This window comes from Streptomyces sp. JK94, assembly GCF_053613315.1.
This window is the reverse complement of the sequence record NZ_JBSICH010000004.1, coordinates 14,208-37,012: the sequence shown is the minus strand read 5'-3', so window position 1 is coordinate 37,012 and position 22,805 is coordinate 14,208. Positions and strand designations below refer to the sequence as shown.

23 protein-coding genes are annotated in these 22,805 nt (G+C 71.9%); 13 read left to right on the top strand and 10 right to left on the bottom strand.

Translation table 11 applies throughout. The features are described 5' to 3' along the window. Positions 1-10: 10 nt before the first annotated feature. Positions 11-451 carry a methylmalonyl-CoA epimerase gene (gene mce / locus ACVV2G_RS03950; protein WP_453841158.1) on the bottom strand — a complete coding sequence of 147 codons (441 nt, stop codon included), beginning with the start codon at positions 449-451 and terminating at the stop codon, positions 11-13. 149 nt (positions 452-600) lie between these two features. Here mce and ACVV2G_RS03945 point away from each other — a divergent pair, with 149 nt between their 5' ends. Then, positions 601-1,806: an acetyl-CoA C-acetyltransferase gene (locus ACVV2G_RS03945; RefSeq protein ID WP_453841157.1), complete on the top strand. Its 1,206-nt coding sequence runs from the start codon at positions 601-603 to the stop codon at positions 1,804-1,806. Between the two features lie 76 nt (positions 1,807-1,882). Next, a complete protein-coding gene (gene meaB, locus ACVV2G_RS03940) occupies positions 1,883-2,839 on the top strand; it encodes a methylmalonyl Co-A mutase-associated GTPase MeaB (RefSeq protein WP_453841156.1) in 957 nt (318 codons plus the stop codon). A 105-nt stretch (positions 2,840-2,944) separates the two neighbouring features. Here the strand turns inward: meaB and ACVV2G_RS03935 are convergent, their stop codons facing one another. Further along, complete coding sequence (locus ACVV2G_RS03935; RefSeq protein WP_453841155.1) at positions 2,945-3,733, bottom strand: PepSY domain-containing protein; 789 nt, start codon at positions 3,731-3,733, stop codon at positions 2,945-2,947. Positions 3,734-3,867: 134 nt separating this feature from the next. On the opposite strand from ACVV2G_RS03935, the gene ACVV2G_RS03930 reads away from it, so the two are divergent. Together ACVV2G_RS03930 and ACVV2G_RS03925 are read left to right on the top strand one after the other, a co-directional pair. Continuing rightward, positions 3,868-4,590, top strand: a complete 723-nt coding sequence (locus ACVV2G_RS03930) for a response regulator transcription factor (protein ID WP_453841154.1) — start codon at positions 3,868-3,870, stop codon at positions 4,588-4,590. Next, a complete protein-coding gene (locus tag ACVV2G_RS03925; protein WP_453841153.1) occupies positions 4,587-6,053 on the top strand; it encodes a sensor histidine kinase in 1,467 nt (488 codons plus the stop codon). The genes ACVV2G_RS03930 and ACVV2G_RS03925 overlap by 4 nt, the downstream gene beginning before the upstream one ends. A gap of 25 nt (positions 6,054-6,078) precedes the next feature. On the opposite strand, the gene ACVV2G_RS03920 is transcribed toward ACVV2G_RS03925, so the two are convergent. From ACVV2G_RS03920 to ACVV2G_RS03905, 4 genes are all read right to left on the bottom strand, one after another. After that, positions 6,079-6,555 carry a MarR family winged helix-turn-helix transcriptional regulator gene (locus ACVV2G_RS03920; RefSeq protein ID WP_453841152.1) on the bottom strand — a complete coding sequence of 159 codons (477 nt, stop codon included), beginning with the start codon at positions 6,553-6,555 and terminating at the stop codon, positions 6,079-6,081. Between the two features lie 101 nt (positions 6,556-6,656). Next, positions 6,657-7,433 carry an AIM24 family protein gene (locus ACVV2G_RS03915; RefSeq protein WP_453841151.1) on the bottom strand — a complete coding sequence of 259 codons (777 nt, stop codon included), beginning with the start codon at positions 7,431-7,433 and terminating at the stop codon, positions 6,657-6,659. Next, the gene (locus tag ACVV2G_RS03910) at positions 7,430-8,080 is read right to left on the bottom strand and encodes an AIM24 family protein (protein ID WP_453841150.1); all 651 of its coding nucleotides are present in this window, start codon (positions 8,078-8,080) and stop codon (positions 7,430-7,432) included. The genes ACVV2G_RS03915 and ACVV2G_RS03910 overlap by 4 nt, the downstream gene beginning before the upstream one ends. Before the next feature lie 2 nt (positions 8,081-8,082). Beyond that, positions 8,083-8,715 carry an AIM24 family protein gene (locus tag ACVV2G_RS03905; protein WP_453841149.1) on the bottom strand — a complete coding sequence of 211 codons (633 nt, stop codon included), beginning with the start codon at positions 8,713-8,715 and terminating at the stop codon, positions 8,083-8,085. A 219-nt stretch (positions 8,716-8,934) separates the two neighbouring features. Between ACVV2G_RS03905 and ACVV2G_RS03900 the strand changes: the two genes are divergently transcribed. The 5 genes from ACVV2G_RS03900 (at position 8,935) to icmA (ending at position 12,347) form a co-directional block, all read left to right on the top strand. After that, positions 8,935-9,279, top strand: coding sequence for a DUF3817 domain-containing protein (locus ACVV2G_RS03900; RefSeq protein WP_453841148.1), 345 nt, complete (start codon positions 8,935-8,937; stop codon positions 9,277-9,279). Beyond that, entirely contained in the window at positions 9,276-9,569 is a 294-nt protein-coding gene (locus ACVV2G_RS03895) for an MTH1187 family thiamine-binding protein (RefSeq protein ID WP_453841147.1), read from the top strand. Before ACVV2G_RS03900 ends, ACVV2G_RS03895 begins: the two co-directional genes overlap by 4 nt. A 77-nt stretch (positions 9,570-9,646) precedes the next feature. Next, positions 9,647-10,156 (top strand): MarR family winged helix-turn-helix transcriptional regulator, encoded by a 510-nt coding sequence (locus tag ACVV2G_RS03890; protein ID WP_453841146.1) that lies wholly within the window; start codon positions 9,647-9,649, stop codon positions 10,154-10,156. Positions 10,157-10,212: 56 nt separating this feature from the next. Next, the gene (locus tag ACVV2G_RS03885) at positions 10,213-10,554 is read left to right on the top strand and encodes a DUF3817 domain-containing protein (protein WP_453841145.1); all 342 of its coding nucleotides are present in this window, start codon (positions 10,213-10,215) and stop codon (positions 10,552-10,554) included. A 92-nt stretch (positions 10,555-10,646) separates the two neighbouring features. Beyond that, entirely contained in the window at positions 10,647-12,347 is a 1,701-nt protein-coding gene (gene icmA, locus ACVV2G_RS03880; protein WP_453841144.1) for a coenzyme B12-dependent isobutyryl-CoA mutase large subunit, read from the top strand. A gap of 76 nt (positions 12,348-12,423) precedes the next feature. Here the strand turns inward: icmA and ACVV2G_RS03875 are convergent, their stop codons facing one another. Then, complete coding sequence (locus ACVV2G_RS03875; protein WP_453841143.1) at positions 12,424-13,113, bottom strand: TetR/AcrR family transcriptional regulator; 690 nt, start codon at positions 13,111-13,113, stop codon at positions 12,424-12,426. Positions 13,114-13,354: 241 nt separating this feature from the next. Here ACVV2G_RS03875 and ACVV2G_RS03870 point away from each other — a divergent pair, with 241 nt between their 5' ends. From ACVV2G_RS03870 to ACVV2G_RS03855, 4 genes are all read left to right on the top strand, one after another. Next, the gene (locus ACVV2G_RS03870; protein WP_453841142.1) at positions 13,355-14,329 is read left to right on the top strand and encodes a tetratricopeptide repeat protein; all 975 of its coding nucleotides are present in this window, start codon (positions 13,355-13,357) and stop codon (positions 14,327-14,329) included. A 655-nt stretch (positions 14,330-14,984) separates the two neighbouring features. Then, the gene (locus tag ACVV2G_RS03865; RefSeq protein WP_453841141.1) at positions 14,985-15,626 is read left to right on the top strand and encodes a DUF6230 family protein; all 642 of its coding nucleotides are present in this window, start codon (positions 14,985-14,987) and stop codon (positions 15,624-15,626) included. 117 nt (positions 15,627-15,743) lie between these two features. Continuing rightward, positions 15,744-16,319 (top strand): DUF6114 domain-containing protein, encoded by a 576-nt coding sequence (locus tag ACVV2G_RS03860; RefSeq protein ID WP_453841140.1) that lies wholly within the window; start codon positions 15,744-15,746, stop codon positions 16,317-16,319. Next, positions 16,309-17,742, top strand: a complete 1,434-nt coding sequence (locus tag ACVV2G_RS03855; RefSeq protein ID WP_453841139.1) for an ICP22 family protein — start codon at positions 16,309-16,311, stop codon at positions 17,740-17,742. Before ACVV2G_RS03860 ends, ACVV2G_RS03855 begins: the two co-directional genes overlap by 11 nt. 102 nt (positions 17,743-17,844) lie before the next feature. Here ACVV2G_RS03855 and pyk read toward each other — a convergent pair whose 3' ends face one another. The 3 genes from pyk to pta all read right to left on the bottom strand — a co-directional run bounded on the left by pyk (position 17,845) and on the right by pta (position 22,653). Then, positions 17,845-19,275: a pyruvate kinase gene (gene pyk, locus ACVV2G_RS03850; RefSeq protein ID WP_453841138.1), complete on the bottom strand. Its 1,431-nt coding sequence runs from the start codon at positions 19,273-19,275 to the stop codon at positions 17,845-17,847. A gap of 73 nt (positions 19,276-19,348) precedes the next feature. Beyond that, the gene (locus tag ACVV2G_RS03845; RefSeq protein WP_453841137.1) at positions 19,349-20,563 is read right to left on the bottom strand and encodes an acetate kinase; all 1,215 of its coding nucleotides are present in this window, start codon (positions 20,561-20,563) and stop codon (positions 19,349-19,351) included. Then, positions 20,560-22,653: a phosphate acetyltransferase gene (gene pta, locus ACVV2G_RS03840; protein ID WP_453841136.1), complete on the bottom strand. Its 2,094-nt coding sequence runs from the start codon at positions 22,651-22,653 to the stop codon at positions 20,560-20,562. Before pta ends, ACVV2G_RS03845 begins: the two co-directional genes overlap by 4 nt. Positions 22,654-22,805 lie beyond the last annotated feature (152 nt).

Here is a 22,805-nt window from a genome sequence, read left to right as displayed (position 1 = left end):
TGTACGGGAGTCAGTGCTCAGGTGACTCAACGGCCGCCGAGGTGACCAGTTCTGTCAGTACGCCATGACAGTCCTTGGGGTGCAGGAAGGTGATCCGCGACCCCATGGAACCGCGCCGGGGCTCGTCGTACAGCACGCGTACGCCCTTGCCCCGGATGTCCGCGGCGTCCGCGTCCACGTCCGCCGTACCGAACGCGATGTGGTGGACGCCCTCGCCGTTCCTGGCGAGCCACTTGCCGACCGCCGAGTCCTCGCGGGTGGGCTCCAGCAGCTGCAGGTACGAGGCGCCGCCGTCCGACGTGTCGTTGATCTTGAGCATGGCCTCACGGACGCCCTGCTCCTCGTTGACCTCGGTGTGGAACACCTCGAAGCCGTAGGTGGCACGGTAGAACTCGACGGTCGTGTCGAGGTCGCGGCAGGCGATTCCGATGTGGTCGATTCGCGTCAGCATGGACTCAGTGCAGCGCTCCGGAGGTGGTTACGCAACGTGCGCGCGATCACACCGACCGCCGGGTGACGGGCGGCATACCGCTCAGTACATTCGAGTAAACCCTCGTTCACTCCTCGGCCTGTGCGGGCCGGAAAAGGGGATCGCAGCTCATGTCTTCTGCAACGAACGGCACGACCTCCGTCATCGTCGCGGGTGCCCGTACCCCGATGGGGCGGCTGCTCGGCTCGCTGAAGTCCTTCTCCGGGGCCGACCTCGGCGGCTTCGCGATCAAGGCCGCCCTCGACCGCGCGGGGATCGGCGGCGACCAGGTCCAGTACGTGATCATGGGCCAGGTCCTGCAGGCCGGCGCGGGCCAGATCCCGGCCCGCCAGGCCGCCGTCAAGGCCGGCATCCCCATGAACGTCCCGGCGCTCACCGTCAACAAGGTCTGCCTCTCCGGCCTCGACGCCGTCGCGCTCGCCGACCAGCTCATTCGCGCCGGTGAATTCGACGTGATCGTCGCCGGCGGCCAGGAGTCCATGACCAACGCCCCGCACCTGCTGCCGAAGTCCCGCGAGGGCTACAAGTACGGCGCGGTGCAGATGCTGGACGCCATGGCGCACGACGGTCTGACCGACGCCTTCGAGAGCATCGCGATGGGCGAGTCGACGGAGAAGCACAACACCCGCCTCGGCATCGAGCGCGCCGCCCAGGACGAGATCGCCGCCCTCTCCCACCAGCGCGCCGCCGCCGCCCAGAAGAACGGCGTCTACGAGGCCGAGATCACCCCGGTGGAGATCCCGCAGCGCAAGGGCGACCCGGTGCTCTTCAGCCAGGACGAGGGCATCCGCGGCGACACCACCGCCGAGTCGCTCGGCAGGCTGCGCCCGGCCTTCTCCCGGGACGGCACGATCACCGCCGGCTCCTCCTCGCAGATCTCCGACGGCGCGGCGGCCGTGGTCGTCATGAGCAAGGCCAAGGCGCAGGAGCTGGGCCTGGAGTGGATCGCGGAGATCGGCGCGCACGGCAACGTCGCCGGGCCGGACAACTCTTTGCAGTCGCAGCCCTCCAACGCCATCCGGCACGCCCTGAAGAAGGAGGGCCTGGGGGTCGAGGACCTCGACCTGATCGAGATCAACGAGGCGTTCGCCGCCGTCGCCGTGCAGTCAATGAAGGACCTCGGCGTGTCCACCGAAAAGGTGAACGTCAACGGTGGTGCCATCGCCCTGGGCCACCCCATCGGCATGTCCGGTGCCCGGCTCGTGCTGCATCTGGCACTGGAGCTGAAGCGGCGTGGCGGCGGGGTCGGCGCGGCGGCGCTGTGCGGCGGTGGCGGTCAGGGCGACGCGCTGATCGTCCGGGTGCCCAAGGCCTGAGCGCGGTACTACTTCCCACCGAAGGCGGCCGGGCGTTCCCACCGAACGCGGCCGAGTGGAGCTGAACGGAGCTGTGATGCAGGACGTCTCCTCACTGGTGGCCCAGGCCAGGGAAGGCCGGCCGCGGGCCGTGGCCAGGCTGATCTCGCTGGTGGAGGGGGCGTCCCCGCAGCTCAGGGAGGTCATGGAGACGCTCGCGCCGTTGACCGGCGGGGCGTACGTGGTCGGTCTGACCGGCTCGCCGGGCGTCGGCAAGTCCACCTCCACCTCGGCGCTGGTGACGGCGTACCGCAAGCAGGGCAGGCGGGTCGGCGTCCTGGCCGTCGACCCGTCCTCCCCCTTCTCGGGCGGCGCCCTGCTCGGCGACCGCGTCCGGATGTCCGAGCACGCCTCCGACCCGGGCGTCTACATCCGCTCGATGGCGACCCGCGGCCACCTCGGGGGCCTCGCGTGGGCCGCCCCGCAGGCGATCCGCGTCCTCGACGCGGCGGGCTGCGACGTGGTCCTGGTCGAGACGGTCGGCGTCGGCCAGTCGGAGGTCGAGATCGCCTCCCAGGCCGACACCTCCGTCGTCCTCCTCGCTCCGGGCATGGGGGACGGCATCCAGGCCGCCAAGGCCGGAATCCTGGAGATCGGCGACGTCTACGTCGTCAACAAGGCCGACCGCGACGGCGCGGACGCGACCGCGCGCGAGCTGAACCACATGCTGGGCCTCGGTGAGGCCCGCGGCCCCGGCGACTGGCGCCCGCCGATCGTCAAGACGGTCGCCGCGCGCGGCGAGGGCGTCGACGAGGTCGTCGAGGCCCTGGAGAAGCACCGTGCGTGGATGGAGGAACGGGAGGTGCTGGCCGTACGCCGCCGGGCCCGTGCCGCGCGCGAGGTCGAGACGATCGCCGTCACCACCCTGCGCGAACGCATCGGCGACCTGCACGGCGACCGCCGTCTCGGCGCGCTGGCGGAACGGATCGTGGCGGGCGAGCTGGACCCGTACCGCGCGGCGGACGAACTGGTGGCGGGGCTGACGAGCGGCTGACGCCGCCGGTGTGCTTGCGGCGACCGCCGCGACCGCCGCGACCGCCGCGACCGCCGCGACCGCCGCGACCGCCGGTCGGGCGGTCGGGCGGTCGGGCGGTGCCGCTCAGTCGTCGTCGGAGTCGTCGGAGTCGTCGGAGTCGTCCGGGTCGTCGGAGTCCGACGGGGACGGGTCCGAGCGGTCGGCCGTGACCTTGCCGCTCCTCGGGTCGACCCGCCAGTCCCGCTCGGCCCCGTCGGCGAGGGCGCGGGTCCCGACCTCCCAGGCGGCCTCGCCGTCACCGCGGTGGCCGTCCTCGTCGAACTCCACGGAGGTCACGGCCGCGCGGCCGGCCACCGCCTTCGCGGCCTCGGCGGCGTCCACGGACGTGCCCTTCAGCGCGGTCCGTACCTCGTCGGTGTCGGCGTCGGTGTCGGCGTCGTCCTCGTCGTCCGTCTCCGAGCCCAGGACCCTGCCGTCGGACGGGTCGATCCGGACGCTGCGCCAGGTGCCGTCACCGGCGAGGACGTCGACCTCCCAGGCAGCGCGCTCGTCGTCGCTGTCGTCACCGTCACCGTCACGGTCGCCGTCCTCGGCGTCCAGCTCGGCGGAGACGGCGGTGCCCGGTGCCTCGCGCAGCGCGGCGGCGACGGCCTCGGCCGCCGTCACCTTCGCGGTGGGCACACGCGAGGCGTCGTCGTCCCGGTCCCGTGAACCGTCCCCGTCGTCGGCACCGTGCCCGTCGTCGTCCCGGTCGGCGGAGTCGTCCCGGGCACCGTCGTCCGACGCGCGGGCGTCCGCCGAGGGGCGCCCCGTGCCCGGCCCGTCGTCCCCCGAGGTCGCCAGGGCCGTCGCCGTACCGCCTCCGATCAGTGCGGCGGCGGTGACGGCGGCGATCACGATGTTGCGCTTCATACGGTCTCCTCCTACGTGGTGCCAGGTCGTGCTGGTTGCCTCGCTTTCGGCTCCCTCACTGTCGCGGACCGACGCTGAGGCCAGGCTGAAGCCGCCTGAAGGGATCTTCAGCTTGGTTTTGCGACTCTTGACGCATGCGCCCACCCGTCGCCCCCCACCACCCCGCCGGAGGCGCTCCGCGCCGCCCCAACCGCATCCTGCTCGTGGAGGACGAGAAGCGGCTGGCCGTGTCGCTCGCCAGGGGCCTCACCGCCGAGGGCCACGCCGTGGACGTCGTCCACGACGGCCGGGAGGGCCTGCACCGGGCCGGCGAGGGCACGTACGACCTCGTCATCCTCGACATCATGCTGCCCGGCCTCAACGGCTACCGGGTCTGCGCCGCCCTGCGCGCCGCCGGCCACGACGTGCCGATCCTGATGCTCACCGCCAAGGACGGCGAGTACGACGAGGCGGAGGGTCTGGACACCGGCGCGGACGACTACCTCACCAAGCCCTTCTCCTACGTCGTCCTCGTCGCCCGGGTGAAGGCCCTGCTGCGGCGGCGGGCACAGGGGGCCGGAGCGCCGCCCGTGCACGTCCACGGGGACCTGAAGGTCGACACCGCCGCCCGCCGGGTCTTCCTGGGCGAGCGGGAAGTCACCCTCACGGCCAAGGAGTTCGCCGTGCTGGAGCAGCTCGTGATGCGGGCCGGACAGGTCGTGTCCAAGGCGGAGATCCTGGAGCACGTCTGGGACTTCGCCTACGAGGGCGACCCCAACATCGTCGAGGTGTACGTCAGCACCCTGCGGCGCAAGCTGGACGCGGCCCTCATCCGGACCGTGCGCGGCGCCGGCTACCGGCTGGAGGACGGGCGGTGAGGCGGCTCCTCGGATCCGTCCGGGCCCGGGCCACGCTCGGCGCCACCCTCGTGGTCGCCGTCGCCCTGGTCGCGGCCGGCGCCGCCGTCCTGCTGTCCCTGCGCTCCAACCTGCTCGGCGAGGCCGGCACCCAGGCGGAACGCTCCGCGCGGGAGGTCGCCGCCGAACTGGCCGTCGGGACGCCGTACGGCGAACTGTCGCTGGACGTGGACGACCGGCCCGTGCAGGTCGTCGACGAGGACGGCCGGCTGGTGGCCGCCAGCGAGGACCTGGAGCGGATCAGCGGCACCGGCGTCGACGCGGTGAAGCCGGCCCCGGCCGCCCCCGGCGACGACGGCGACGGTGACGACGGCGACGACGTGGCGGACGGGGCGGACGGGGGCGGCTCGGACGACGACCCCGACGGCTCGGACGACTCGGGCGAGCCGCTCGAAGCCGGTGGGATCGGCGAGCGGACCACCGTCAGCGACGGTTCGGCGACGATCGACGGCGACCCGGAGGACTACCGCTTCGCCGCCGTACCCGTGCAGACCCCGGCCGGGGACGGCCTCACCGTCTACGCCGGGGCCCCGCTGTCCGCCGAACACGGCGCCGTGGACACCGCGCTGACCGTCATGCTGATCGGCTTCCCCCTCCTGCTCGCGGTCGTCGGGTGGGTGACCTGGCTGGTCACCGGGCGCGCCCTGCGCCCGGTGGAGGGCATCCGCCGGGAGATGGCCGCGATCACCGCCAGCGAGGACCTCGCGCGCCGCGTCCCGGTGCCGGGCACCCACGACGAGGTCGCCCGGCTCGCCTCGACCACGAACGAGACGCTGGCCGCCCTGGAGACCTCGGTGGAGCGGCAGCGGAGCTTCGTCGCCGACGCCTCGCACGAGCTGCGCAGCCCGATCGCCTCACTGCGCACCCAGCTGGAGGTGGCGGCCGCCCACCCGGAGCTGCTCGACCTCGACGGTGCCGTGGAGGACACGGTCAGGTTGCAGCGGCTGGCCGCCGATCTGCTGCTGCTGGCCAGGCTGGACGCGGGGGAGCGGCCCGCCGAGGGCCGGGTCGGCCTCGCGGCGCTCGCCCGGGAGGAGGCCGCGGGACGGGCCGGGGTGAGCGTGCGCTGCGAGGACGCCGTGGCGGTGGCCGGGTCGCGGGGGCAGCTGGGGCGGGTGCTGGCCAACCTGCTCGACAACGCCGCGCGGCACGCCCGCTCGGCGGTGGAGGTCTCCGTACGGCGGGACGGTGACCGGGCCGTGGTCGCGGTGGCCGACGACGGGGAGGGCGTACCGGCGGCCGACCGGGAGCGGATCTTCGAACGCTTCGTACGGCTCGACACCGCCCGCAGCCGCGACGACGGCGGGGCCGGACTGGGGCTGGCCATCGCCCGCGACGTCGCCGTGCGGCACGGCGGCACGCTCACGGTCCACGACGCACCGGCAGGCGGCGCCCTGTTCGAGCTCCGCCTGCCGTGCCCCTAGGCCCGCCGGGCCCCCGGCGAGGTGATCAGGACCGTCCTCGCTGCCCGCGCAGGTGCTCCGCGATGGGCTTGAGCGCCTTGTCCAGCTCCGTCAGCGCCTCCGGGGCCAGCAGGTCGATGAAGTGCCTGCGGACGGAGGCCACGTGGTGCGGTGCGACCCTGCGCATCGTCTCCAGGCCGTGCTCGGTGAGGACGGCGTAGAGCCCGCGGCGGTCGGACTCGCAGTTCTCCCGGCGGACCAGGTTCGCGTTCTCCATGCGGGTGATCTGGTGGGAGAGGCGGCTCTTGGACTGCATCGTGGCCGTCGCCAGGTCGCTCATCCGCAACCTGTCGCCCTCCGACTCGGAGAGGTTCACCAGGATCTCGTAGTCGTTCATCGTCAGGCCGAACGGTTGCAGGTCCTTCTCGAGCTGGTGCGTCAACAGCCTGTTGACCTCCAGGTGGGTGCGCCAGGCACACTGCTCCGTATCGGTCAGCCAGCGGGTGGCCGTCTCGGTCTCCATGTATGAAGTCTACCTAAAATGTTGAAAGGCGAACTAGTGAAGGGTGTTCCGTGACGGTGACGGTGCGCACGCGTTCGACGTCACACTCCGCAGATTACCGCTCACAGCCCGAAGCGGCGCTGGAGGTCCCCCAGCTGTCCGGGAAGCCCCGGTGCCCCGGACCGGCCCCCCGGCGGGCCGGACGCCCCGCCTCCGGGCACCCCCGCCTGCTGCGGAGCGGCCCCCGTGGCCTGCTCCGCCATCAGCGCCTCGCTCGACTGCAGCAGCACCGTCCCCGCTCCCGCGAACTCGAACTGGTGCTCCTCCCCGGAGGCTCCGCCGAGGCCCGTCATCGCACGTAGACCGCCCATCAGGCCGGTCATGTACCCGTGGTCGTAGTGGTGGCACGGCGACGGGCAGTCGGCCCAGCCGACCAGGGCCTGGGGGTCGACCCGGATCGGCGGTTCCATGAACACCACCGGGCCGTTCGACGCGGCCACGAACTTCCCGGTTCCGAGCAGGGTCAGAAAACCCGGCACGATCGACTGCTTGAGAGCGAGACTTGGCTGAAAAGCGAGCAAGTTGCCCGAGCGAATGGTCAGGTTGCCGTCTTCGAGGTCGTACGAATTCACATCGAAGGCCCGGTCGGCGAGGAGCATCTTGCCCGAGCCCTCGGCCACCACCCAGTCGCTCGCGTGCAGAGGCGAATGGAAGGAAGTGCGCACCAGGCGGTCCAGCCGGCCGTGCCCGATCCCGTTGAAATCGATCGTCCCGTAGTAGGCGATCATCTTCCCCTTCTGCAGGAACCACCGGCTCCCCGTGAGCTGCACGCAGAAGGTGTAGTCGTTGACGTTGTCGTCGGCCGGCAGTGTCGCCGGGTCGTGGTGGACGGTGCTCACAGCTTCTCCTCCGACGCCTGGACGAACACGGTGCCACTGCCGCTGAGCTCCAGCTGGAACGCCTCGCCGGAGCCGCGCCCCACCATGTCCCGCCAGCCCAGGGCCGTGGACAGCCTGTTGCGCACGTCGCCGTGGTGGGCGACGTAGGCCTGCGGGTCGACCCGCACGGGGCGCTGCGGGGTGACGGGGATCTCGAAGACGCCCCCGTGGGCCATCACCGCCACGGAGCCGTGGCCCTTGAGGGTGGTCGTGAACAGTCCCTGCCCGCTGACCTGCCCGCGCACCATGCCCATGACCCCGCCCTGCGAGCCCAGGAACACCGTGCCCTGCTCCAGGGTGCCCTCGAAGGCGAGGAGGCGGTCGGCCTCGACGTACAGGGTGTCGCCGGCGAGGTTGATCACCTGGACGTGGTGGCCGCCGTGCCCGAAGAGCACCGTGCCGCTGCCCTCGACCGTCATCAGCGGGGTGTCCTCGTTCGCCACCCGGCGTCCGATCATCGACATGACGCCGCCCTGGCCGCCCCGCAGGTCGGGGGTGAAGGACACCTCGCCCTGGTACGCGAGCATCGCCCCGCGCTGACTGAACAGCCGCTGTCCGGGGGCGACGGCCGCCCGCACCATCTTGGAGTTGATCTCCCGGAAGGCCATGGTCAGACGTCCCCCGCGATCGTGTTCCGCTCGCTCGGCTGCACGTACACCAGTCCGTCGCCCTCGAAGCGGATCTGGAAGGCCTCGCCGCCGCCCTCCCCGAACAGCGTGCGGAAGGTCACACCCGACTGGAAGGACTGCCGCAGGTTCCCCTGGTGCGCGACGTACGCCCCCGGGTCGACCGTCAGCGGGTACTGGGCGCTGACCCGCAGCACCACCGCCGGTCCGTCCGACATGACCGCCACCTGCCCGTGCCCCTCCACGGTCGTGGTGAACAGCCCGTTGCCCTGCGAGGCGCCGCGCGCGCCCGTGAAGCCGGTGCCCGTCCGCAGCCCGGCGTCGGCCGCCAGGAAGTTGCTGGACTCGACGTACAGCGTGTCGCCCCGCAGACCCACGAGAGTGATCTCCGACGCCCGGTCCGCGAACCAGCAGGTCCCGTGCCCCTTCACCTCCATCACCGTCATCTGCTCGCCGGTGAGGCGCCGGGTCACCATGCCCCGGACGCCCTCGCCGCCGCCGCTCAGTTTCCTGAAGGCCATCTCCCCGTCGTACGCGACCATGGAGCCGTTCTTCGCCTTCACGGCGTCTCCGGTCATGCCGACGGCGAGTACCTTGCTGCCTTGAAGTCGGAACATCGCCACAAATGGGAAGGTAGCCCGCCGGGCGGGCCCGCCGACAGGCCCCCCGGGCGCCGGCGCCCCCGGACCGTCCGCCGGGGACCGGTGGCACCGCCCCCGCGCCGACCCCCTTGCCCGGGCGCGTCGGGGGTTTGCCACAATGGACGCGCGCTTGTGCGCTCGTTCACAAGCCGTCAGTCCGTCGCTGTCCGATGTCTCTCCCACCGAAGGTGACCCGTGGACCTCAAGACCGCCTCCGCCCTCCGCCGCCTCCGCCTGGTCTCCGGCCCCGAGGCGATCTCGTTCCTCCTCCTGCTCGTCTGCTCCGTGCTGAAGCGGACCACGGACTTCAACGCGGTGCCGGTGATGGGCGCGGTGCACGGCTTCCTCTTCGTGCTGTACGTGCTCTTCTGGGCGGACGCCTGGAACCGCGCGAAGTGGCCGCTGAAGACCGCCGCCCTCTACTTCGTCCTGTCGGTCCTGCCGGCCGGCGGCTTCTTCGCCGAGCGCAGGCTCAAGCGTGAGGCCGAGAGCGCGGTCATCGCCTCCCGCGCCCGCCAGGAAGGGGTCGTCAACGCATGATCGTCGCCTTCTCCGTGACGCCGCTCGGTGTCGGCGAGGACGTGGGGGAGTACGTCGCCGACGCCGTCCGGGTGGTCCGCGAGTCGGGCCTGCCGAACCGCACCGACGCCATGTTCACGTCCGTCGAGGGCGAGTGGGACGAGGTCATGGACGTCGTCCGGCGGGCCGTCGCCGCCGTCGAGGCGCGCGCGCCGCGCGTGTCCCTGGTCCTCAAGGCGGACCTCCGCCCCGGCGTGGCGGACGGCCTCACGTCGAAGGTGGACACGGTGGAGCGGCACCTCGCCGGGTAGCCGTGCGCGGCGGGCGGTGGTATCGAAAGGCGAGACGGGGCTGACCGGCATGTGACCGGCCGGTAAGGTCTGATGCCGTGCCGAAGCCCCTGAGTCTCTCGTTCGACCCCATCGCCCGTGCCGACGAACTCTGGAAGCAGCGTTGGGGCGGCGTGCCCTCGATGTCCGCCATCACGTCGATCATGCGGGCGCACCAGATCCTGCTGGCCGAGGTGGACGCCGTGGTCAAGCCGTACGGGCTGACCTTCGCGCGCTACGAGGCGCTGGTGCTCCTGACCTTCTCCAAGTCGGGCGAGCTGCCGATGTCGAAGATCGGCGAGCGGCTCATGGTGCATCCCACCTCGGTGACGAACACCGTCGACCGGCTGGTGCGGTCCGGCCTGGTCGACAAGCGCCCCAACCCCAACGACGGCCGCGGCACCCTCGCCACCATCACCGACAAGGGCCGTGAGGTGGTCGAGGCGGCCACCCGCGATCTGATGGCGATGGACTTCGGCCTTCGCGCCTACGACGCCGAGGAATGCGGCGAGATCTTCGCGATGCTCAGGCCGCTGCGCGTCGCCGCCGGGGACTTCGAAGAGGCCTGAGCGCGTCACCGGGCCCGCCCGAAGTCCGCGCGAAACGGACGGTTACGCTCGTACGCATGAAAAAGAGCGTGCTGACCCGCTACCGGGTCATGGCGTATGTCACCGGTGTGCTGCTGATCCTGCTCTGCCTCGGCATGATCGCCAAGTACCTGCTGGACATGGGCGGGGCCGCCGACTTCACCCGCGTCGTGAGCATCGCGCACGGCTGGCTGTACGTCGTCTACCTCGTCTTCGCCTTCGACCTGGGCGCCAAGGCGAAGTGGAAGGTCGGCAAGCAGCTGTGGGTGCTGCTGGCCGGGACCGTCCCGACCGCCGCGTTCTTCGTGGAGCGCAAGGTCAGCCGGGAACTGGACGCCAAGGTCGCCGCCACCGAGGCGCCCGCGGCCGCCCGGGCGTAGGCAGGCCGGCGGGCCCCTCCCACCGCCGTACGGACACCCGTACGGCGGTACCCCATCGACATTTACTTGGACGTCCTAGTAAATTCGTGGGTATGGACGCTGACGCCATAGAGGAGGGCCGCCTTCGCTGGCAGGCCCGGTACGACGCGGCGCGCAAGCGCGACGCGGACTTCACCACGCTCTCCGGCGATCCCGTGGAGCCCGTGTACGGGCCCCGGCCCGGGGACGCGTACGAGGGCTTCGAGCGGATCGGCTGGCCGGGGGAGTATCCCTTCACCCGCGGCCTGCATCCCACGGGCTACCGGGGGCGGACGTGGACCATCCGGCAGTTCGCCGGGTTCGGCAACGCCGAGCAGACCAACGAGCGCTACAAGATGATCCTCCGCAACGGCGGGGGCGGGCTCTCGGTCGCCTTCGACATGCCGACGCTGATGGGCCGCGACTCCGACGACCCGCGCTCGCTCGGCGAGGTCGGGCACTGCGGGGTGGCCATCGACTCGGCCGCCGACATGGAGGTCCTGTTCCAGGACATCCCGCTCGGCGACGTGACGACCTCCATGACGATCAGCGGGCCGGCCGTGCCCGTGTTCTGCATGTACCTGGTCGCCGCCGAGCGGCAGGGCGTGGACGCCTCCGTGCTCAACGGCACGCTGCAGACCGACATCTTCAAGGAGTACATCGCCCAGAAGGAGTGGCTCTTCCAGCCCGAGCCGCACCTGCGCCTGATCGGCGACCTGATGGAGTACTGCGCGGCCGGCATCCCCGCCTACAAGCCGCTCTCCGTCTCCGGGTACCACATCCGCGAGGCCGGGGCGACGGCCGCGCAGGAGCTGGCGTACACGCTGGCGGACGGCTTCGGGTACGTGGAACTGGGACGGTCGCGCGGCCTGGACGTCGACGTCTTCGCCCCCGGCCTGTCCTTCTTCTTCGACGCGCACCTCGACTTCTTCGAGGAGATCGCCAAGTTCCGCGCCGCCCGGCGCATCTGGGCCCGCTGGATGCGGGACGTGTACGGCGCCCGGAGCGACAAGGCCCAGTGGCTGCGGTTCCACACCCAGACCGCCGGCGTGTCCCTCACCGCCCAGCAGCCGTACAACAACGTCGTGCGTACGGCCGTGGAGGCGCTGGCGGCGGTGCTCGGCGGCACCAACTCCCTGCACACCAACGCCCTGGACGAGACCCTCGCCCTGCCCAGCGAGCAGGCCGCGGAGATCGCCCTGCGCACCCAGCAGGTGCTCATGGAGGAGACCGGCGTCGCCAACGTCGCCGACCCGCTGGGCGGTGCCTGGTTCGTCGAGCAGCTGACGGACCGGATCGAGGCCGACGCGGAGAGGATCTTCGAGCAGATCAAGGAGCGGGGCCTCAGGGCCCACCCCGACGGGCGGCACCCCATCGGGCCGATGACCTCCGGCATCCTGCGCGGTATCGAGGACGGCTGGTTCACCGGCGAGATCGCCGAGTCCGCCTTCCGCTACCAGCAGTCCCTGGAGAAGGACGACAAGAAGGTCGTCGGCGTCAACGTCCACACCGGCTCCGTCACCGGCGACCTGGAGATCCTGCGGGTCAGCCACGAGGTGGAGCGCGAGCAGGTGCGGGCCCTGGGCGAACGCAAGGCCGCCCGCGACGACGCGGCCGTACGCACCGCCCTGGAGGGCATGCTCGCCGCGGCCCGCTCCGGCGGCAACATGATCGAGCCGATGCTGGACGCGGTCCGGGCGGAGGCGACGCTCGGGGAGATCTGCGGAGTGCTGCGCGACGAGTGGGGCGTGTACACCGAGCCGGCGGGCTTCTGAGCGGCGGCGCCGGCCGCGACGGGCGCGACGGGGGCCTCCGCGCCTCGGGCCTCCGCCCCGGCCCCCGGGGTCTGCGTCACCCGCCGGCCGGCCCGGACGCGCTGTTCGGCCCGGATGGCGCGTCCGGCCCGGACAGCGCGTCCGGCCCGGATGGCCGGGAGGCCAGTCCCCACAGCAGCACCTGCGTGAGGCCCCGTACCCAGTCCCCGTCCGCGGCCTCCGCGCTGACCAGCGTGCGGTGCACCACCGCGCCCGCGACCAGGTCGAAGATCAGGTCCACGGTGCGGGCCGCCTCCGCGGCGTCCGGCTCCGGCGGCAGCTCGCCCCTGGCCTGGGCGCGGGCCCTGCCCTCCAGCACCAGGCGCTTCTGCCGCTCGACGATCGACGTCCGGATCCGCTCGCGCAGCGCGTCGTCGCGGGCGGACTCGGCGACCACCGCCATCAGGCCGCTCCTGGCCTCCGGGCGGGCCAGGATCGCCGCGAACTGGAGCACCACGCCCTCGATGTCGGCGGCCAGGGAGCCGCGGTCGGGGAGCCGCAGCTCGTCGAAGAGTTCGGCGACCGCGTCGACCACCAGTTCGTTCTTGCCCGCCCAGCGGCGGTACAGCGTCGTCTTGGCGACGCCCGCCCGGGTCGCCACGTCTCCCAGGGTGAGCTTCGACCAGCCCAGGTCGACCAGGGCCGCCCGCGTCGCGGCCAGGATCGCGGTGTCCGCCGCGGCGCTGCGCGGGCGGCCGGCACGGCCGGCGGGGGTGCTGCTCTGCATGGCCCGACCTTAACCGGCGGGTAACCCCGCGAGCGACCGTGAGGAAGATCACGGAAGAGGGGTGTCCCCGCAGCCCTGCGCGGCATTACGCTACGGGTCGTAGCGAAAGCGCGGGCCCCGCACGCCCGTGCCCCAGCGACGACCATGGGCGCGGGTGGGGACCCGGCGCCGGCGGAACACTTCAGGGCGGGCTTTCGACCCGCTTTTCACGCACGCGCGGAGTACGGGGGAGGATAGACCCATGCAGCCACGGAACATGTCCATGAGCGGGGTCGTCGACCTCGCCGCGGTGAAGCAGGCCCAGGAGGCCAAGGCGAAGGCGGAGCAGGCGCGCGCCGAGGCGGCCCGGCAGGGCGGGACGGGGGCCGTCTCCCCGGTCGATCTCGTCATCGACGTCGACGAGGCCGGCTTCGAGAGCGAAGTCCTGCAGCGGTCCGCCGAGGTCCCGGTCGTCATCGACTTCTGGGCCGAATGGTGCGAGCCCTGCAAGCAGTTGAGCCCGGTCCTGGAGCGGCTCGCCGTCGAGTACAGCGGTCGCTTCCTCCTCGCCAAGATCGACGTCGACGCCAACCAGATGCTGATGCAGCAGTTCGGCGTCCAGGGCATCCCGGCCGTGTTCGCGGTCGTGGCCGGACAGGCGCTGCCGCTCTTCCAGGGCGCCGCCGGTGAGGCGCAGATCCGCCAGACCCTGGACCAGTTGGTGCAGGTCGCCGAGGAGCGCTTCGGTCTGACCGGACTCGCCGTCGACCCCGAGGCGGAGCCGGGCGACCGGCCCGCCGTCGCCGAGCGCCCGGCCGGTCCGCACGACGCGGCACTGGAGGCCGCCGTGCGGGCGCTGGACGCCGGCGACCTGGGCGGCGCCGTCCAGGCCTACAAGAACGTGCTGGCCGAGGACCCGGGCAACACGGAGGCCAAACTGGGCCTCGCCCAGGCCGAGTTGCTCCAGCGCGTGCAGGACGCCGACCCGCAGCGGGTCCGTCAGGACGCGGCCGACAAGCCGAACGACGCCCGGGCGCAGATCGCCGCCGCCGACCTGGACCTGGTGGGCGGCCACGTGGAGGACGCCTTCGGGCGCCTGATCGATGCGGTGCGCGTCACGGCCGGGGACGACCGGGACGCCGTACGGCTGCGGCTGCTGGAGCTGTTCGAGGTGGTCGGCGCCGACGATCCGCGGGTCGCCGCGGCGCGCAGGGCGCTGGCCCGCGCCCTGTTCTAGCGGGCGGTCCGGGCGCCGGTCACCGGCCGGCCGCCCGCCGTTCGTCCGCATGGTGCCTGTGTGAAAGAGCTGCCGACGGGACGTCAGTGCGGCCGCGCTTTGCCAAAACTTGGCAATCGCGGCCGCTGTTACTGCAAGTAAGTCAAGGGTGTCGGTCTGCCGCGTTCTGTCCGGCAATCGGTGGTTTCGCACCGCCTTCATGACACACCCTGCGTCGCCGTTCGGGGCCGGTGGGCCGTCCTCCGGTTGCCTGGCCGTTACCAGCGAGTAACGAACCCCCTTGTGCCGACGGCGAGAATGCACCACGATCGGCGACGCTCGGTCCCTTCCCGTACCCCGGAAGCCAGTCGGGTCGCGGGGATTCCTGGGTCCCCACCGAGCAGGGCCGGCGGCAGAGGCGCCGGCCCTTGGGCAGGGGGGTCTTCGCCCACCCGGTGAAGCCTGTCCAGCAGGGTTGTGCGTGATGTGTGTCAGGCGCGACCAGTGGTTGTCGCTCGGGGGTGATCGCCGGTGATTCGGGCGCGTTCGTACGTGCCGCCGAGCGCGGGCGCTCTCCTTCCCGAGGACGTAGCACTTCTCCCCTCCCTGCCAGGCCGAGCCTCCGATCCGGGGGCGGGGCCGAGGTCAGGAGATGTACGTCCGAGAAGGAGGAAATATGGAGTCCCAGGTGCGTGGCGGGACCAGATGGAAGCGGTTCGCTGTGGTGATGGTGCCCAGCGTTGCCGCCACGGCTGCGATAGGCGTCGCGCTGGGGCAGGGCGCCCTGGCGGCGTCGTTCAGCGTCTCCGGCCAGTCGTTCAAGGTGACGGCGGACCGGCTCGAGGGTACGGGCTTCTCCCAGTACGGAGCGATCGACCAGGGCTACACGCTGAAGGGTGAGAAGGCGGCCCACCCCGTAGCCGTCTCGGCGTTCAAGTCCGCGGACATCACGAACATGTGCCAGTCCGTGGTCACCCCGGACCTCCCGTTCGTCGGTTCGGTCAGCCTCACCCTGAAGGCCGGCGGCAAGGGCACCCCGGTCCACGCGGAGAACCTCTACATCGACATCGAGGACCTCTCCGCCGACGCCACGTTCAAGAACATCGACATCGGCGTGGCTGCCGGGGACATGAAGAACGGCCCCGGTCCGGGCATGAAGGGCGGGAAGGAGATGGCCAACGGCTTCGGGTTCGGCCAGCAGGCCGAGACGGCCGTTCTCACCGACGTGAAGCAGACGGCGTGGGCCACCACCGCCGGAACCTTCAAGCTCAGCGGACTGAAGATGTCGCTGTCCAAGGGTGTCAAGGAGTGCTACTGAGCACCCCGTGACGGGCGGGGGAGCCACCGGCGCCCCCGCCCGTCCCCTCTCCGGCCGGGCCTTCGCGCACGGCCCGCGTCTCCACCCCAGCAAAGCCGTACCAGGGAGCTGTTTTCCATGAGCGCCGAGACTCCTGCCGCAGCCGACCGGTTCACCCGTCGGAGGCTGCAGTTCCGTGCCTGGCGAGGCGCGCGGCCGTTCTGGGCCGGCCTGTTCGTCGCGCTCGGCGGACTCCCCATCGCCTACTTCCCGTACGCCAATCTCCAGATCGGCCACCTGACGCTGGCGATGGCCACCACCGCGGGCGCCGGGTCCCTGATCATCGGCGTGCTGCTGGTCGTCCTGGGCGTCAGCCTGTGGTTCCAGAAGCACGTCCGGGTCTTCGCGGGCGTGGCGGCGATCCTGCTGGCGCTGGTGTCCCTCCCCGTGTCCAACCTCGGTGGTTTCCTCATCGGCTTCCTGCTCGCGCTGGTCGGCGGGGCGATGGCCGTGTCGTGGGTGCCGGGCGAGCCGCCGCGGACCGAGCCGCCTCTGGAGGGCAGGGGGACGGGCGGCGCGCCCGAGGGCGTGGTCCCCGCGGCCGCGGCGCCCGGCACCGCGCTCCCGCAGGCGCGGGACGGGGCGGGGGAGCCGAACGATCTGTCAGGAACGAGCCCGGCCAACGGGGCGAACGGGAGGCACAGTGCCGGCTGACGAGGTGACCCGCGGGACTGACGTGGAGTCGTCCCGTGGGAGAACCGGGCCGCGCCACGCGGCACCCAGGAAGCCGTTGTACACCAGGTTCCACATGCCGGCCGGGAAGGCGATAGCCCTGGCGGCGATGCCCACGGCGGTCCTCATGGGGATGGGGTTCACGCCGACGCTGGCCCTCGCCGACGGGAACGACTCGGTGAAGCCGAACTCCAACAGTCTGACGGCCGACGAGTACAAGGACTGCGTGGCGGCCCTGGAGGAAGCCGAGAAGGGCGCGTCCGAGTCGCCCCGGCCGTCGCCCTCGGCGTCCGAGGAGGTGTCCGACGGGGCGTCGGACGGGGCGTCCGCCGGGGCAGAGGACGACGGGGGCGGCACGAAGGAGCCCGGCCCCTCGACGTCCCAGGGCCCCGGTGCGGGCACGGACGCGGGCACGGGCCAGGGTGGGCCCTCTTCGCCGGATTCAGGTTCCGACGACGAGGCCGACCCGGCCCCGAGCCCCTCCGCGCCGCAGGAGACGCGGAGCAGCGAGCCGCGGGGCGAGGAGGCGGCTGGTGCCGGGGAGCCGGCGCCCTCCGCGTCCGAGTCCGGCGGCGGCGTGCTGGACGGCCTCGGCGACGCGCTCGAGGACTTCTTCACCGGCGGCGGGAAGGCCGAGGAGAGCCCGAGCCCCACGCCGACTCCCTCGGCGTCGGAGCGGGTGTCCGAGGACGCGGACGCAAACGGGGCCGGGGGCGAGGACGCGTCCGGACCCGAGAAGGGGACGGCCGAGGAGGCCACCGGCACGGCGAAGGATGCCGCGCAGGACACGGCCGACGAGGCGTCCGAGGCTGCCGAGGACACCGGGGAGCCGGTGGGCGGGGCCGCCGGGGAGCCCACGGACGAGGCCACCGACGAGTCAGGCCCCTCGCCCGCCCCCAGCGCCTCCGAGAGCGCCGGCACGGACGTGGACGACTGCCCGGTCGCCACCGACGCGGAGGGCGGCGTCGACAACACGGTGCCGCTGCCCGACGACCCCTGGTACCTCAACGCCAGCTCGCTGCTGCTCAAGGGTGCCTCGTACGAGGGCGTCGTCGAGGTGAGGACGGCCAACGGCACCACGAAGAGGGTGCTGAAGTACGTCATCTCCAACGGCACCGACATCGGCGACCTGCACCAGACGGTGAAGGACGAACAGGCCGGCAGGACCTACCACGTGCAGGCTGCCGAGGGCTCGATGTCCACGATCCGCGACGGCCGGACGGTGATGTACACGGAGAGCATCTCGGGCAACCTGCTCGGGCTGATCCCGATCACCTTCGACCCGGAGCACCCGCCGCCCCTGGACATCCCGCTGATCTACTTCACGAAGGTGACGGTCGTCCAGGCCGGCCAGTTCGGCGGCACGCTCCACATCCCGGGGCTGCACCAGTACATGACCGACTGAGCGCGTCCGGCGGCCCGTTCGGGAGCCGTGGGAAAACCCGAGGGCGTCCCCCGCGTGCGGGGGACGCCCTCGGCGCCGTTCCGGAGGCCGGGCGCGGACCCGTCAGGCGCGCCGGGTCTCGCCCAGGTGCAGCACGCGGACCATGTTGGTGGTGCCGGGCACGCCGGGGGGCGAACCGGCGGTGATCACGACGATGTCGCCGTCGCTGAACCGGCCGAGGCGGGCCGTCTCCTGGTCCACCAGGTCGACCATCTCGTCGGTGCTGTTCACGAACGGCACCACGTGCGGCTCCACGCCCCAGCTGAGCGCCAGCTGGTTGCGGGTCGACTCGTCGGTGGTGAAGGCGAGGATCGGCTGCGCGGCGCGGTAGCGGGACAGCCGGCGGGCGGTGTCACCGGACTGGGTGAAGGCCACCAGGCCCTTGCCGCCCAGGAAGTCGGCGATCTCGGCGGCGGCACGGGCCACCGAACCGCCCTGCGTACGCGGCTTCTTGCCCGGCACGAGCGGCTGGAGGCCCTTGGACAGCAGCTCCTGCTCGGCGGCGGAGACGATCTTCGACATGGTCTTGACGGTCTCGATCGGGTACGCGCCCACGCTGGACTCGGCGGACAGCATGACCGCGTCGGCGCCGTCCAGGATCGCGTTGGCCACGTCGGAGGCCTCGGCGCGGGTCGGCCGCGAGTTGGTGATCATCGACTCCATCATCTGGGTCGCCACGATCACCGGCTTGGCGTTGCGGCGGCACAGCTCGATGAGCCGCTTCTGCACCATGGGGACCTTCTCGAGCGGGTACTCGACGGCCAGGTCGCCGCGGGCGACCATGACGGCGTCGAAGGCCGCGACGACGTCCTCCATGTTCTCCACCGCCTGCGGCTTCTCCACCTTGGCGATGACGGGGACCCGGCGGCCCTCCTCGTCCATCACCCGGTGGACGTCGGCCACGTCCTTGGCGTCCCGGACGAAGGAGAGGGCCACCAGGTCGCAGCCCATCCGCAGCGCGAACCGCAGGTCCTCGACGTCCTTCTCGGACAGCGCGGGGACGTTGACCGCCGCGCCGGGCAGGTTGATGCCCTTGTGGTCGGAGATGACGCCGCCCTCGATGACGATCGTCTTCACCCGGGGGCCCTCGACCTCGGTGACCTTCAGCTCGACGTTGCCGTCGTTGATGAGGACCTGGTCGCCCTTGGTGACGTCACCGGGCAGGCCCTTGTACGTCGTGCCGCAGATCGTCCGGTCGCCCGGCACGTCCTCGGTGGTGATGACGAACTCGTCACCGCGCACCAGCTCGACGGGACCCTCCGCGAAGGTCTCCAGGCGGATCTTCGGGCCCTGCAGGTCGGCCAGGACGCCGATGGCCCGGCCGGTCTCCTTGGCGGCGGCCCGGACCCGGTCGTAACGGCCCTGGTGCTCGGCGTGCGTGCCGTGGCTGAAGTTGAAGCGGGCCACGTTCATGCCGGCCTCGATCAGCGCGACGAGCTGCTCGTGGGAGTCGACCGCGGGGCCGAGAGTACAGACGATTTTCGAACGGCGCATGGGGCGATCCTATCGGTTTGTTTCGCTGCGGAATATTCCGTCTGGCGGAAAATACAAAAGGGCGGGATGCTGCTCAGGTGAGATTTCCCGAGTCGTTTACCAGCGCGTAGGTCTGTGTCGCGATCTCCATTTCCTCGTCGGTCGGCACCACGGCCACCGCCACCCGCGCGTCCGCGGGCGAGATCAGCCTCGCACCGTCGCCTCGCACGGCGTTCAGCTCCCGGTCCACCGCCAGGCCGAGCCCCTCCAGGCCCGCCACGGCAGCCTCCCGCACCGGCGCCGCGTTCTCCCCGACCCCGGCGGTGAAGGCCACCGCGTCCACCCGTCCGAGGACGGCGTAATAGGCGCCGATGTACTTCTTCAGCCGGTGAACGTAGATGTCGAAGGCCAGCCGTGCCCGCTCGTCGCCGGCGTCCACCCGGCGGCGGATCTCCCGCATGTCGTTGTCGCCGCACAGACCGATCAGACCGCTCCTCTTGTTGAGGAGAGTGTCGATCTCGTCGGCGGACATTCCGCCAACACGCATCAAATGGAAGATGACGGCCGGGTCCATGTCTCCCGAGCGCGTACCCATCACGAGTCCCTCCAAGGGCGTCAGCCCCATGGAGGTGTCCACGCAACGACCACCGCGCACCGCCGAGGCCGACGCCCCGTTGCCCAGGTGCAGCACGATGACGTTCACGTCCTCGGGGGCCCGGCCCAGCAGCCGTGCCGTCTCCCGGGAGACGTAGGCGTGCGAGGTGCCGTGGAACCCGTAACGGCGGACGCGGTGCCGGTCGGCGGTCTCGACGTCGATCGCGTAGCGGGCCGCGGACTCCGGCATCGTCGTGTGGAAGGCGGTGTCGAAGACGGCGACCTGCGGCAGGTCCGGGCGCAGCGCCTGCGCGGTGCGGATGCCGGTGAGGTTGGCCGGGTTGTGCAGCGGGGCCACCGGGATGAGCCGCTCGACCTCGGCGAGTACGGCGTCGTCGACCACGGTCGGCTCGGTGAACTGCCTGCCGCCGTGCACCACCCGGTGCCCGATGGCGGCCAGCTCCGGCGAGTCCAGGCCGAGGCCGTCCCCGGCCAGCTCCGCCGCGACCGCCTTCAGCGCGGCGTCGTGGTCGGGGACGGACCCGTTCCGCTCACGGGTGCCGCCACCCGCCGGCGTGTGCCTGAGCAGTGAGGTCTCCTCGCCGATCCGCTCGACGAGGCCCACCGCGAGCCGGTCGCCGCCGCGCATGTCGATCAGCTGGTACTTCACCGACGAGGAACCGGAGTTGAGAACGAGGACACGGGTGGGGCTCACAGGGCGGACGCCTTCTCGGTGGGGGACTGCTGGGCCTGGATCGCCGTGATGGCGACGGTGTTCACGATGTCCTGGACGAGCGCGCCCCGGGACAGGTCGTTGACCGGCTTGCGCAGGCCCTGGAGGACCGGCCCCACGGCGATGGCGCCGGCCGAGCGCTGCACGGCCTTGTACGTGTTGTTGCCGGTGTTCAGGTCGGGGAAGATCAGCACGCTGGCCTGCCCGGCGACCTCGGAGCCGGGCAGCTTGGTCGCGGCGACCGACGGCTCGACGGCGGCGTCGTACTGGATCGGGCCCTCCACGCGCAGGTCGGGCCGGCGGGAGCGGACGATCTCCGTCGCCTCGCGCACCTTGTCGACGTCCGCGCCGGAACCGGAGGTGCCCGTCGAGTACGACAGCATCGCGATCCGCGGGTCCACCCCGAACCGCGCCGCCGTGGACGCCGACTGGCTCGCGATGTCGGCGAGCTGCTCCGCGTCCGGGTCCGGGTTGACCGCGCAGTCGCCGTAGACCAGGACCTTGTCGGCCAGGCACATGAAGAAGACGGACGACACGATCGACGCGTCCGGCCTGGTCTTGATGATCTCGAAGGCCGGGCGGATCGTCGCCGCCGTCGAGTGCACCGACCCCGACACCATGCCGTCGGCGAACCCCTCCTGCACCATCAGGGTGCCGAAGTAGTTCACGTCGGAGACCACGTCGTACGCCAGCTCCACGGTGACGCCCTTGTGGGCGCGCAGGGCGGCGTACTTCTCGGCGAACGTGTCGCGCAACTCGGAGACGGCCGGGTCGACCAGTTCGACACCGGTCAGGTCGATGCCCAGGTCGGCGGCCTTCTTGCGGATCTGCTCGACCGGGCCCAGCAGGGTCAGCTCGCACACGCCCCGGCGCAGCAGCACCTCGGCCGCGTGCAGCACCCGCTCCTCGGTGCCCTCGGGCAGCACGACCCGGCGCAGGTCGGAGCGGGCCTGCTCCAGCAGCTTGTGCTCGAACATCATCGGCGTGACGCGGTCGCTGCTGGGGGCGGAGACCCGCCGCACCAGGTCGGCGGTGTCGACGTAGCGCTCGAAGAGGCCGAGGGCGGTCTCCGCCTTGCGCGGGGTGGCCGCGTTGAGCTTGCCCTCCAGGGAGAACAGCCGCTCGGCGGTGGGGAAGCTGTTGCCGGTCACCGACAGCACCGGCGTGCCGGGGGCGAGGCGGGCGGCGAGGGTGAGGATGCCCTCGCCGGGCACCTCGTCCAGGGTCAGCAGGACGCCGGCTATCGGCGGGGTGCCGGCGCTGTGCGCGGCGAGCGTGCCGATCACCAGGTCGGCCCGGTCGCCGGGGGTGATGACCAGGCAGCCCGGGGTCAGGGCGCTCAGCAGGTTGGGCAGCATGGCCCCGCCGAAGACGAAGTCCAGCGCGTCGCGGGCGAGCCCCGCGTCGTCGCCGAGGACCACCTCGGCGCCGAGGGCGTGGGCGATCTGCGAGACGGTCGGCGCGGACAGGGCGGGCTCGTCGGGCACCACCCAGCTCGGCACCGGCAGCCGGCCCGCGAGCCGCTCGGCGATCCCGTCCCGGTCCTCGCGGGCCACCCGGTTGGTCACCATGGCCAGGACGTCGCAGCCCAGCCCGTCGTAGGCGCGGAAGGCGTTGACGGTCTCGGCGAGCACGGACTCCGCGGTCTGCTTGCGGCCGCCCACGACCGGGATCACCGACGCGCCGAACTCGTTGGCGAGCCGCGCGTTCAGCGCCAGCTCGTCCGGGAACTGCGTGTCGGCGAAGTCGGTGCCGAGGACGAGGACCACGTCGTAGTCGCGGGCGACCAGGTGGAACCGGTCGACCAGCGCGGACACCAGCTCGTCCGTGCCCTGCTCGGCCTGGAGCGCGGAGGCCTCCTGGTAGTCCATGCCGTAGACGGCCGAGGAGTCCTGCGCGAGCCGGTAACGGGCGCGCAGCAGCTCGAAGAGCCGGTCGGGCCCGTCGTGGACCAGGGGGCGGAAGACGCCGACCCGGTCGACCTGCCGGGTCAGGAGTTCCATGACCCCCAGCTCGACGACCTGGCGGCCGTCGCCGCGGTCGATACCGGTCACGTACACGCTGCGCGTCACGCGTGCTCTCCGTTTCGTCTGGTGCGGCTGGCCCGTGCACAGAATTCGCCCACCGGGGTGAGCGGACCCTCTTGACAATACCTCCGGCGATGGATAAGGCGCCCCTCAGTGTCCGGCTGCCCCCGACCGTGCCCGCCGGAGGGCCGGGCGTG

What these genes read in the sequence shown, in the direction of transcription:
- mce (WP_453841158.1), bottom strand. Translation starts at nt 451, where the DNA reads ATGCTGACGCGAATCGACCACATCGGAATCGCCTGCCGCGACCTCGAC.
- ACVV2G_RS03910 (WP_453841150.1), bottom strand. Translation starts at nt 8,080, where the DNA reads ATGGCCTTCCGGGAGATCAACTCCAAGATGGTGCGGGCGGCCGTCGCC.
- ACVV2G_RS03865 (WP_453841141.1), top strand. Translation starts at nt 14,985, where the DNA reads ATGGAGTCCCAGGTGCGTGGCGGGACCAGATGGAAGCGGTTCGCTGTG.
- icmA (WP_453841144.1), top strand. Translation starts at nt 10,647, where the DNA reads ATGGACGCTGACGCCATAGAGGAGGGCCGCCTTCGCTGGCAGGCCCGG.
- ACVV2G_RS03905 (WP_453841149.1), bottom strand. Translation starts at nt 8,715, where the DNA reads ATGTTCCGACTTCAAGGCAGCAAGGTACTCGCCGTCGGCATGACCGGA.
- ACVV2G_RS03945 (WP_453841157.1), top strand. Translation starts at nt 601, where the DNA reads ATGTCTTCTGCAACGAACGGCACGACCTCCGTCATCGTCGCGGGTGCC.
- ACVV2G_RS03885 (WP_453841145.1), top strand. Translation starts at nt 10,213, where the DNA reads ATGAAAAAGAGCGTGCTGACCCGCTACCGGGTCATGGCGTATGTCACC.
- ACVV2G_RS03875 (WP_453841143.1), bottom strand. Translation starts at nt 13,113, where the DNA reads ATGCAGAGCAGCACCCCCGCCGGCCGTGCCGGCCGCCCGCGCAGCGCC.
- ACVV2G_RS03920 (WP_453841152.1), bottom strand. Translation starts at nt 6,555, where the DNA reads ATGGAGACCGAGACGGCCACCCGCTGGCTGACCGATACGGAGCAGTGT.
- pyk (WP_453841138.1), bottom strand. Translation starts at nt 19,275, where the DNA reads ATGCGCCGTTCGAAAATCGTCTGTACTCTCGGCCCCGCGGTCGACTCC.
- ACVV2G_RS03895 (WP_453841147.1), top strand. Translation starts at nt 9,276, where the DNA reads ATGATCGTCGCCTTCTCCGTGACGCCGCTCGGTGTCGGCGAGGACGTG.
- meaB (WP_453841156.1), top strand. Translation starts at nt 1,883, where the DNA reads ATGCAGGACGTCTCCTCACTGGTGGCCCAGGCCAGGGAAGGCCGGCCG.
- ACVV2G_RS03860 (WP_453841140.1), top strand. Translation starts at nt 15,744, where the DNA reads ATGAGCGCCGAGACTCCTGCCGCAGCCGACCGGTTCACCCGTCGGAGG.
- ACVV2G_RS03935 (WP_453841155.1), bottom strand. Translation starts at nt 3,733, where the DNA reads ATGAAGCGCAACATCGTGATCGCCGCCGTCACCGCCGCCGCACTGATC.
- ACVV2G_RS03870 (WP_453841142.1), top strand. Translation starts at nt 13,355, where the DNA reads ATGCAGCCACGGAACATGTCCATGAGCGGGGTCGTCGACCTCGCCGCG.
- ACVV2G_RS03930 (WP_453841154.1), top strand. Translation starts at nt 3,868, where the DNA reads ATGCGCCCACCCGTCGCCCCCCACCACCCCGCCGGAGGCGCTCCGCGC.